Consider the following 10,127-nt stretch of genomic DNA (forward strand, 5'->3'; position numbering starts at 1 on the left):
GGACTATGTGATCTTTGGACAAGTGAAGAAGTCTTTCGTCATCATAAAGAGAGTTTTAGTATTTTTAGAAAGTTAATGAATGAACGGTATTATCAACTTAAAAAAAGAAGCGGGCATGACCTCGCATGATGCGGTTTTTAAGCTGCGTAAGATTTTGGGAACCAAGAAGATTGGTCATGGTGGGACCTTGGATCCGGATGTGGTGGGTGTTTTGCCCATTGCGGTTGGCAAGGCGACACGCATGGTCGAGTTTATGCAGGACGAGGGCAAGGTCTATGAGGGGGAAATCACTCTGGGCTATTCCACGACGACAGAGGATGCTAGTGGGGAAGTGGTCGCAGAGACACCTGTTTTATCGCACTTGGATGAAAAGCTTGTTGATGAAGCAATCGCCAGTCTGACTGGGCCTATTACCCAGATTCCACCTATGTATTCGGCTGTAAAGGTCAATGGTCGCAAGCTTTATGAGTATGCGCGTGCAGGTCAAGAAGTAGAGCGTCCAGAGCGTCAGGTGACCATTTATCAATTTGAGCGGACAAGTCCGATTGCTTATGAGGGGAATTTAGCACGTTTTACTTTTCGTGTGAAATGTAGCAAGGGGACTTACATCCGTACCTTGTCAGTTGATTTGGGAGAGAAGCTTGGTTATGCGGCTCATATGTCACATCTAACACGGACTAGTGCTGCCGGTCTACAGCTTGAAGATGCTCTTACATTGGAAGAAATTGCTGAAAAAGTGGAGGCTGGTCAATTGGACTTTCTTCATCCTCTAGAGATTGGGACAGGCGACCTTGTCAAAGTTTTCCTAACTCAAGAAGAGGCTACAGAAGTACGCTTTGGTCGTTTTATCGAACTCGAACAAACAGAACAAGAATTAGCTGCCTTTGAAGATGATAAATTGCTAGCCATTCTAGAAAAACGGGACAATCTCTACAAGCCAAGGAAGGTTTTTAGCTAGTCTAACTGAGGTGTAGGGAGTGTTGTTTCCCCTAGACTATCCAAACCAGACTATAAATTTTGCAAAAAATGTGATAGAATAGACGACGGATAAAAAAACGGAGGATAGCATGCAAAATAGACCAATCATTATCGGAGTGACAGGTGGTTCTGGTGGTGGTAAGACCAGTGTTTCAAGAGCCATTTTATCGCATTTTCCTGATGAAAAGATTTCCATGATTGAGCATGATTCATACTATAAGGATCAGTCTCATTTGACCTTTGAAGAGCGTGTCAAAACCAACTACGACCATCCTTTTGCCTTTGATACAGACTTGATGATTGAGCAGATAAAGGAATTGTTGGCAGGGCGTCCGGTGGACATCCCGACTTATGACTATACAGAGCATACACGAAGCAGCAAGACCTATCGTCAAGAGCCTCAAGATGTCTTTATCGTTGAGGGGATTTTGGTCTTGGAGGACAAGCGTCTGCGCGATTTGATGGATATCAAGATTTTTGTGGATACGGATGATGATGTGCGCATTATTCGTCGTATCAAGCGTGATATGGAGGAGCGTGGCCGTAGTTTGGATAGCGTTATTGACCAGTATTTAGGTGTGGTCAAGCCCATGTACCATCAGTTTATCGAGCCAACCAAGCGTTATGCCGATATCGTCATTCCTGAGGGAGTCAGCAATACAGTTGCTATCGACCTGTTGACGACCAAGATTGCAAAGATTTTGGAAGAAGCTCGAAACAGCAAATAATCAGATGTGGAGGCTTTGCCTCCTTTTTCTATTTTTCCCTCATAATGGTACATAAATGGAGATTTTTAGGCATATTTTTGGTATAATAATACCCATGAAAGAGCAAGAAAATGAATAGTAGGTGGAGATGGAAAAGTATTTATCGGTAACAACTTTGACCAAGTATCTGAAAATGAAATTCGATAAAGACCCTTACTTGGAACGGGTCTATTTAACTGGTCAAGTTTCCAACTTTCGTAAACGACCTACTCACCAATATTTCTCCCTAAAAGATGACCATGCAGTTATTCAAGCGACTATTTGGTCTGGGATTTATCAGAAATTAGGTTTTGACCTGGAAGAAGGAATGAAGATCAATGTGATTGGTCGCGTGCAGGTCTATGAACCAAGTGGTAGCTACTCCATCATCATTGAAAAGGCAGAGCCTGATGGAGTTGGTGCGCTTGCGATTCAGTTTGAGCAACTCAAGAAAAAATTGACAGAAGAAGGCCTGTTTCAAGAACGCTTCAAGCAACCTCTGCCCCAATTTTCTAAGAGAATTGGTGTAGTGACCAGTCGCAGTGGAGCCGTTATTCGAGATATTATCACGACCGTCAGCAGGCGATTTCCAGGTGTCGATATCTTACTTTATCCAACTAAGGTTCAAGGAGATGGAGCAGCAGAGGAAATTGCTCGTAATATTGCGCGTGCCAATCAACGGGACGATTTGGATTTGCTGATTATTGGTCGTGGTGGTGGTTCCATAGAGGATCTCTGGGCCTTTAACGAAGAAATTGTGGTGCGAGCTATTTTTGAATCTCGTTTGCCAATCATTTCTAGTGTGGGACATGAGACGGATGTGACCTTGGCAGATTTTGTGGCAGATCGCCGCGCTGCGACGCCGACAGCGGCAGCTGAACTAGCAACACCTGTGACCAAGTTGGATGTATTAGCTCATTTGCAAAATCAGGAAAAGCGGATGGCTACGGCAGTCCGAAATGTTCTATCTAAGAAACAAGAAGCTTTGGAAAAATGCAGTCAGTCTGTTATCTTTAGACAACCAGAACGTTTGTATGATGGCTATTTGCAACGCTTAGATCAACTGCAACTGCGCTTAAAACAAAGTTTACGAACACGGATTTCAGATAACAAACAAGTAGTCCAAGCAAGGACGCATCGACTGGTTCAATTATCACCTGTTACCAAAATTCAACGTTATCAAGACCGTCTAGGCCAGTTGGATAAGCTCCTCCGTAGCCAAATGGCGCTGGTTTATGATGCCAAGGTTGCTGAAGTCAAGCGACTTTCAGAAGCCTTGCTCATGTTGGATACCAGTCGAATTGTGGCGCGTGGTTATGCTATTGTCAAAAAAGAAGAGTCAGTTGTGGATTCGGTTGAGAGTTTGAAGAAAAAAGACCAAGTGACGCTTTTGATGCGAGATGGTCAAGTAGAATTAGAGGTTAAAGATGTCAAAACAAAAGAAATTTGAGGAAAATCTAGCAGAACTGGAGACTATTGTCCAAAGTTTGGAAAATGGTGAAATAGCTCTAGAAGATGCGATTGCGGCCTTTCAAAAGGGCATGCTCTTGTCAAAAGAGCTCCAAGCGACGCTGGACAAGGCTGAAAAGACCTTGGTTAAGGTTATGCAAGAAGACGGAACAGAAAGTGATTTTGAATGAAGAAGCAAGAAAAATTAGCTCTTGTCGAGTCGGCCTTGGAAGACTTTTATGGAGACCAGCAGTTTGCTTCTAGTTTACGAGAGTCTGTTCTCTATTCCATTCATGCTGGTGGCAAGCGTATCCGGCCTTTTCTCTTGTTGGAAGTTCTGGAAGCCTTGCGGGTTGCTATTAAACCTGCTCACGCGCAGGTGGCTGCAGCTTTGGAAATGATCCATACAGGGAGCTTGATTCATGATGATCTTCCAGCTATGGATGATGATGATTACCGTCGGGGACGCTTGACCAATCACAAGAAATTCGGTGAAGCTATGGCTATTTTGGCTGGAGATGCTTTATTCCTAGATCCTTACGCCTTGATAGCGCAGGCAGATTTGCCAAGTCAGATCAAGGTTGACTTGATTGCCAACTTATCCCTAGCTTCAGGAAGTCTGGGCATGGTAGCAGGCCAGGTTTTGGACATGGAGGGTGAACACCAGCATTTGTCTTTGGAAGAACTTCAGACCATTCATGCTAATAAGACTGGCAAACTACTAGCTTATCCCTTCCAAGCAGCTGCTATCATAGCAGAATTGTCACCTGAAATGCAGGTGAAGCTGAAAACTGTGGGTGAATTGATTGGGCTTGCTTTTCAGGTTCGAGACGATGTACTGGATGTGACAGCTAGTTTTGAGGAAATCGGCAAGACGCCTCAAAAGGACCTACAGGCTGAAAAATCAACCTATCCAGCCTTGTTGGGTTTGGAAGAGGCAATTGTCTTTTGTAACCAGACTTTGGATCAGGCTAATGCAAAATTAGAAGAAATTGCCCAGCAGATTCCCTTTGAAACAGAATCGATTGTAAAAGTAGTAGAAAGTTTGAGAATCAATGGCTAAGGAAAGAGTGGATGTACTAGCTTATAAACAGGGCTTGTTTGAAACGCGAGAACAAGCCAAGCGCGGTGTTATGGCTGGCCTAGTCGTAGCAGTCCTGAATGGAGAACGGTTTGACAAGCCAGGAGAGAAAATTCCCGATGACACCGAACTAAAACTCAAGGGGGAGAAACTCAAGTATGTCAGCCGTGGTGGCTTGAAACTGGAGAAGGCCTTGCAGGTCTTTGATTTGTCAGTGGAAGGGACAACAACGATTGATATCGGGGCTTCTACTGGTGGTTTTACCGATGTTATGTTGCAAAATGGTGCTGAGTTAGTCTTTGCAGTCGATGTCGGTACCAATCAATTGGCTTGGAAACTACGCCAAGACCCACGGGTTGTCAGTATGGAGCAGTTCAATTTCCGCTATGCTGAAAAGACTGATTTCGAGCAGGAACCGAGCTTTGCCAGCATTGACGTGAGTTTCATTTCCCTCAGTCTGATTCTTCCGGCCTTGCACCGTGTGTTGGCTGATCAAGGTCAGGTTGTGGCTCTGGTTAAGCCCCAGTTTGAGGCAGGACGTGAGCAGATTGGGAAAAATGGAATTATTCGCGATGCCAAGGTCCATCAGAATGTCCTTGAATCTGTCACAGCTATGGCAGTAGAGGAAGGATTTTCAGTTCTTGGTTTGGACTTTTCTCCCATCCAAGGTGGTCATGGCAATATTGAATTTTTAGCGTATTTGAAAAAAGAAGAGTCAGCAAGCAATCAGGTTCTTGCTGAAATTGAAGAAGTAGTAGAGAGGGCGCATAGTCAATTTAAAAATGAATAAAAAAGAGAGACTTGAAAAAATTAGACGATTTGTGACAGATTATCAAATCGGTACACAAGAAGAAATTGTAGAACATTTGAAAGAGGCAGGGATCACTGCCACTCAAGCGACGGTATCACGAGATATCAAAGAACTAGGTATTGTCAAAATTCCTTTGAGAGACAACACTTATGTCTATGAATTGCCAAAATCAATCGTAAAAAGTTTGCAACTAGCTGAAGACAATATCGAATCGGCAGAATTGATGGATAAGATGATTAATCTCCAAGTTATCCCAGGAAATACGGCTTTTGTAAAAGCTCAGTTAACCGAGACTTTTGCGGACAAGATTTTTAGCTGTTTAGCTGATGATAGCTCGATTTTAGTCATTGCCAGAAGTGAAAGTCTAGCTGAGGAAATCTTTGAACAAGTAAAAAATTGGTAGGTCTATATGTTACTTGAAATTTCGATAAAAAACTTTGCCATTATTGAGGCCATTTCCCTCAATTTTGAAAAGGGAATGACTGTCCTGACTGGTGAAACGGGTGCAGGGAAGTCGATTATCATTGATGCCATGAATATGATGTTGGGAGCTCGTGCGACGACAGATGTTATTCGTTATGGTGCGCCAAAGGCAGAGATTGAGGGGCTTTTCTCAGTTGAGAATAGTCGCCTTTTACAGGAAATTTTTGATGAGCAAGGTTTGGAAATGGGTGATGAGATTATCATTCGTCGAGAAATCTTGCAAAATGGTCGGAGTATTAGTCGTGTCAATGGCCAGATGGTCAATCTATCTGTTTTGCGTGCTATTGGACAACATCTAGTAGATATTCATGGTCAGCATGATCAAGAGGAGTTAATGCGTCCCCAACTTCATATCCAGATGTTGGATGAATTTGGCGATGCAGCTTTTTGGAACTTGAAAGAAACCTATCAAACGAGTTTTGATGCCTATCGAAAAATGCGCAAGCAGGTTCTGGAAGTCAAGAAAAACCAACAGGAACATAAGGCTCGTATTGAAATGTTGGAATTTCAAATGGCAGAGATTGAGGCTGCAAACTTGCAGGCTGGAGAAGACCTAGCTCTCAATCAAGAGCGTGATAAACTTCTCAATCATAAAAATATTGCAGATACGCTGACCAATGCCTACAGTATGTTGGACAATGAAGACTTTTCAAGTCTAGCCAATGTTCGTTCAGCCATGAATGACATGGAAAGTGTCGAAGAGTATGACCCTGAATACCGTGAAATTTCAAGCTCTTTGTCTGAGACCTACTATGTCTTAGAAGATATTAGCAAACGTCTGGAAGCTATTATAGAGGACCTTGATTTTGATGGTAATCGCCTCATGCAGGTTGAGAACCGCTTGGACCTCCTTCATACCATTACCCGTAAGTATGGTGGGACTGTAGACGATGTCTTGCTTTATTTTGCCAAGATTACGGAAGAATACAATCTCTTGACAGGCAATAACCTTTCGTCTGAGGACATGGAAGCAGAGCTCAAGAAATTGGAAGTTAATCTTGTCGACTTGGCAGGTCAGCTTGCATCTGCTCGTCATGACTTGGCTCAGCAGCTCGAAGCAGAGATTAAACAAGAACTGCAAGACCTCTATATGGAAAAAGCCCAGTTTCAAGTTCGTTTTAGCAAGGGCAAATTCAGTCGTGAGGGAAATGAAATGGTTGAGTTTTACATTTCAACCAACCCTGGTGAAGACTTTAAACCCTTGGTTAAGGTTGCATCTGGTGGGGAATTATCTCGTCTCATGCTAGCTATTAAGTCTGCCTTTTCTCGTAAAGAAGGCAAGACCAGCATTGTTTTTGACGAGGTGGATACGGGAGTTTCAGGTCGCGTAGCCCAAGCTATTGCGCAGAAGATTCACAAGATTGGCCAGCATGGTCAGGTTCTTGCAATTTCCCATCTTCCTCAAGTGATTGCGATTGCGGATTATCAATTCTTTATTGAGAAGATTAGCAATGAGCATTCAACGGTTTCGACTGTTCGTCTCTTGTCGGTTGAAGAGCGAGTGGAAGAAGTTGCTAAGATGTTGGCTGGTGATGATGTGACGGAAGCAGCCCTGACGCAAGCCAGAGAATTGTTGAGAAACAGGGAGAAATAAGATGACAGACTATTATGTAATTGGAGATGTTCATGGAAAAGCTGGGATGCTGGAAGACCTTCTCAAAACATGGGACGGCCAGACCCAGTTGCTCTTTCTAGGGGACTTGATTGACCGTGGTGAAGATAGTCGCCGTGTTCTAGAAATGGTTAAGGACTTAGTGGACAATCAAGGGGCTATCTGTCTATCAGGAAACCACGAGTATATGTTTTTGACTTGGCTCGATAACCCAGAAGAAAGCTATGACCACTATCGTCGCAATGGTGGAGATACAACCATTAACTCTATCCTAGGTCGACCCTTGGATGCACCGGTTGATGGAGTAGAAGATGCCAAGCGTGTTGCTACTGAAGCAGCAGACTTGGTCGAATTTATTCGTCAAATGCCGTTTGTGGTAGAGACAGACAAGTATATCTTTGTTCACGCAGGTATTGATTTGACCTTGGATGACTGGCATGAAACTACAGATTATAAAAAAGTTTGGCTTAGAAAACCATTCCACGAAGCAGAAAATCATACTGGAAAAATCATTGTCTTTGGCCATACACCGGTATATGGTTTGTTAAAGCAAGAGCGTGGTACAGCTGATCTTTGGACTACAGAAGATGGCAAGATTGGGATGGACGGAGGAGCTGTTTATGGTGGTGTCCTTCATGGGATTGTCTTTACAGACCAAGGAATGACAGAACACCACTTTATCGAAAATGACGGCTTTGTTGCTGAAGATTAGTACTCCTGGCAGGGTATGGTCTTGTCAAAATGTCAAAAACAATTTATAATAAATAGATACCCTGAAAGGAAGAGAATCATGAACTTAGAAGAATTGAAAAAACGACAGGAGAAGATCCGTAACTTCTCTATTATCGCCCATATTGACCACGGGAAATCAACTCTAGCAGATCGCATTTTGGAAAAGACAGAGACAGTATCCAGTCGTGAAATGCAAGCTCAACTTTTGGACAGTATGGATCTAGAGCGAGAACGTGGGATTACTATTAAGTTGAATGCCATTGAGCTGAATTATACTGCAAAAGATGGGGAAACTTATATTTTCCACTTGATTGACACGCCGGGGCACGTAGACTTCACCTATGAAGTTTCACGTTCGCTCGCTGCCTGTGAGGGAGCGATTTTGGTGGTCGATGCTGCTCAAGGGATTGAGGCTCAAACCCTTGCCAATGTTTATCTGGCCTTGGACAATGATTTGGAAATCATGCCAGTCATTAACAAAATTGACCTACCGGCTGCAGATCCAGAGCGCGTGCGTACAGAGATTGAAGATGTGATTGGTTTGGATGCCAGCGAAGCAGTATTGGCTTCTGCCAAGGCTGGTATTGGGATTGAAGAAATCCTCGAGCAAATCGTAGAAAAAGTACCAGCACCAACAGGTGATGTGACGGCGCCACTTAAGGCCTTGATTTTCGACTCTGTTTACGATGCCTACCGTGGGGTTATTCTCCAAGTGCGTGTCATGGACGGGGTGGTTAAACCTGGTGATAAGATTCAGCTCATGAGTAATGGCAAGACCTTTGATGTGACCGAAGTCGGTATTTTTACACCCAAAGCAGTTGGTCGTGATTTTCTTGCGACTGGGGACGTTGGTTACATTGCGGCTTCTATCAAGACGGTTCAGGACACTCGTGTGGGTGATACAGTTACCTTGGCAACCAATCCTGCGGCTGAGCCATTACATGGCTACAAGCAGATGAATCCTATGGTCTTTGCGGGTCTCTACCCAATTGAGTCAAACAAGTATAATGATCTTCGTGAAGCCCTTGAAAAATTGCAACTGAATGATGCTAGTCTTCAATTTGAACCAGAAACATCACAGGCACTTGGATTTGGTTTCCGTTGTGGTTTCCTTGGACTTCTCCATATGGATGTTATCCAAGAACGTTTGGAACGTGAGTTTAACATCGACCTCATCATGACAGCTCCGTCTGTTATTTACAAAGTTAATTTGACCGACGGTGAGTCTATGGATGTGTCGAACCCATCTGAGTTTCCAGACCCAACTAAGATTGCGACCATTGAAGAGCCTTATGTCCAGGCGCAGATCATGGTACCACAGGAGTTTGTCGGGGCAGTGATGGAGCTAGCTCAGCGCAAGCGTGGGGACTTTGTGACTATGGACTATATTGATGATAATCGGGTTAATGTTATCTATCAAATTCCTCTTGCTGAAATTGTCTTTGACTTCTTTGATAAACTTAAGTCTTCGACACGTGGTTATGCAAGCTTTGACTACGAATTGTCAGAATATCGCCCATCTAAGCTGGTCAAAATGGATATCCTTCTCAATGGAGACAAGGTGGATGCCCTTAGCTTTATCGTTCACAAGGATTTTGCCTACGAACGTGGAAAACTCATCGTTGATAAACTTAAGAAAATCATCCCTCGTCAACAATTTGAAGTACCAATCCAAGCAGCTATTGGACACAAGATTGTCGCTCGTACTGATATCAAGGCCCTTCGTAAGAACGTACTTGCTAAATGTTATGGTGGTGACGTTTCTCGTAAGCGTAAACTGCTTGAAAAACAAAAAGCTGGTAAAAAACGCATGAAAGCTATCGGATCAGTAGAAGTTCCACAAGAAGCCTTCCTCAGCGTCTTGAGTATGGATGAAGAATAATGATTCTATATAAAACTCTTGAAATACATTCAAGAGTTTTATATTTTTAGTTAAAAATTGTAACTTAACTCCATTTATGGTAGAGTAAAATACGGAGGTTATATGGAATACTAAAAGTTATTATGACTAGGAAAATTTTAAATAAAATTGATAAAGAACTGGGGCAGAAAATGAATTAGAATAATGATTCTATTTTACCGCTTGGATCTATAATTGTTAGTAAAGAAGGGGCGATTCCTTTAACTTATGATGAAAGTATTAGAAGAAAAACAAATTAAAACTGAAAAGTTATATGGTTTTACTCGATATTTATTAATTGAAATAAATAATGGTTACGGGTTACTGGATTGTGA

Annotated in this window: 10 protein-coding genes; all 10 read left to right on the forward strand. The window is 42.8% G+C overall.

The annotated features are described in order from the left end of the window. Window positions 1–79: 79 nt before the first annotated feature. On the forward strand, window positions 80–958 hold the full coding sequence (gene truB, locus D8855_RS06010) for a tRNA pseudouridine(55) synthase TruB (protein ID WP_125416539.1): 879 nt from the start codon (window positions 80–82) through the stop codon (window positions 956–958). Window positions 959–1,067: 109 nt separating this feature from the next. Next, on the forward strand, window positions 1,068–1,706 hold the full coding sequence (gene udk, locus D8855_RS06015; RefSeq protein WP_001181376.1) for a uridine kinase: 639 nt from the start codon (window positions 1,068–1,070) through the stop codon (window positions 1,704–1,706). 127 nt (window positions 1,707–1,833) lie between these two features. After that, window positions 1,834–3,174 (forward strand): exodeoxyribonuclease VII large subunit, encoded by a 1,341-nt coding sequence (gene xseA, locus D8855_RS06020; RefSeq protein WP_125416541.1) that lies wholly within the window; start codon window positions 1,834–1,836, stop codon window positions 3,172–3,174. Beyond that, window positions 3,152–3,364 (forward strand): exodeoxyribonuclease VII small subunit, encoded by a 213-nt coding sequence (locus D8855_RS06025; RefSeq protein WP_000043225.1) that lies wholly within the window; start codon window positions 3,152–3,154, stop codon window positions 3,362–3,364. The genes xseA and D8855_RS06025 overlap by 23 nt, the downstream gene beginning before the upstream one ends. Next, the gene (locus D8855_RS06030) at window positions 3,361–4,236 is read left to right on the forward strand and encodes a polyprenyl synthetase family protein (protein WP_125416543.1); all 876 of its coding nucleotides are present in this window, start codon (window positions 3,361–3,363) and stop codon (window positions 4,234–4,236) included. The genes D8855_RS06025 and D8855_RS06030 overlap by 4 nt, the downstream gene beginning before the upstream one ends. Next, window positions 4,229–5,044, forward strand: coding sequence for a TlyA family RNA methyltransferase (locus tag D8855_RS06035; RefSeq protein WP_125416545.1), 816 nt, complete (start codon window positions 4,229–4,231; stop codon window positions 5,042–5,044). The genes D8855_RS06030 and D8855_RS06035 overlap by 8 nt, the downstream gene beginning before the upstream one ends. Then, window positions 5,037–5,468, forward strand: coding sequence for an arginine repressor (locus D8855_RS06040; protein ID WP_001034401.1), 432 nt, complete (start codon window positions 5,037–5,039; stop codon window positions 5,466–5,468). The genes D8855_RS06035 and D8855_RS06040 overlap by 8 nt, the downstream gene beginning before the upstream one ends. Before the next feature lie 6 nt (window positions 5,469–5,474). Next, entirely contained in the window at window positions 5,475–7,142 is a 1,668-nt protein-coding gene (gene recN, locus D8855_RS06045) for a DNA repair protein RecN (protein WP_125416547.1), read from the forward strand. Window position 7,143: 1 nt separating this feature from the next. Next, entirely contained in the window at window positions 7,144–7,872 is a 729-nt protein-coding gene (locus tag D8855_RS06050; protein WP_061590461.1) for a metallophosphoesterase family protein, read from the forward strand. Window positions 7,873–7,950: 78 nt separating this feature from the next. Beyond that, on the forward strand, window positions 7,951–9,774 hold the full coding sequence (gene lepA / locus D8855_RS06055) for a translation elongation factor 4 (RefSeq protein ID WP_125416549.1): 1,824 nt from the start codon (window positions 7,951–7,953) through the stop codon (window positions 9,772–9,774). Window positions 9,775–10,127: the final 353 nt, after the last annotated feature.

This window comes from Streptococcus mitis (genome assembly GCF_003942685.1).
In the GTDB taxonomy this organism is placed as follows: domain Bacteria; phylum Bacillota; class Bacilli; order Lactobacillales; family Streptococcaceae; genus Streptococcus; species Streptococcus mitis_CD.

Excerpts from the sequence above, each read along its gene's own strand:
- udk (WP_001181376.1), top strand. The coding sequence starts at position 1,068 with ATGCAAAATAGACCAATCATTATCGGAGTGACAGGTGGTTCTGGTGGT.
- lepA (WP_125416549.1), top strand. The coding sequence starts at position 7,951 with ATGAACTTAGAAGAATTGAAAAAACGACAGGAGAAGATCCGTAACTTC.
- D8855_RS06050 (WP_061590461.1), top strand. The coding sequence starts at position 7,144 with ATGACAGACTATTATGTAATTGGAGATGTTCATGGAAAAGCTGGGATG.
- D8855_RS06040 (WP_001034401.1), top strand. The coding sequence starts at position 5,037 with ATGAATAAAAAAGAGAGACTTGAAAAAATTAGACGATTTGTGACAGAT.
- xseA (WP_125416541.1), top strand. The coding sequence starts at position 1,834 with ATGGAAAAGTATTTATCGGTAACAACTTTGACCAAGTATCTGAAAATG.
- D8855_RS06035 (WP_125416545.1), top strand. The coding sequence starts at position 4,229 with ATGGCTAAGGAAAGAGTGGATGTACTAGCTTATAAACAGGGCTTGTTT.
- truB (WP_125416539.1), top strand. The coding sequence starts at position 80 with ATGAACGGTATTATCAACTTAAAAAAAGAAGCGGGCATGACCTCGCAT.
- recN (WP_125416547.1), top strand. The coding sequence starts at position 5,475 with ATGTTACTTGAAATTTCGATAAAAAACTTTGCCATTATTGAGGCCATT.
- D8855_RS06025 (WP_000043225.1), top strand. The coding sequence starts at position 3,152 with ATGTCAAAACAAAAGAAATTTGAGGAAAATCTAGCAGAACTGGAGACT.
- D8855_RS06030 (WP_125416543.1), top strand. The coding sequence starts at position 3,361 with ATGAAGAAGCAAGAAAAATTAGCTCTTGTCGAGTCGGCCTTGGAAGAC.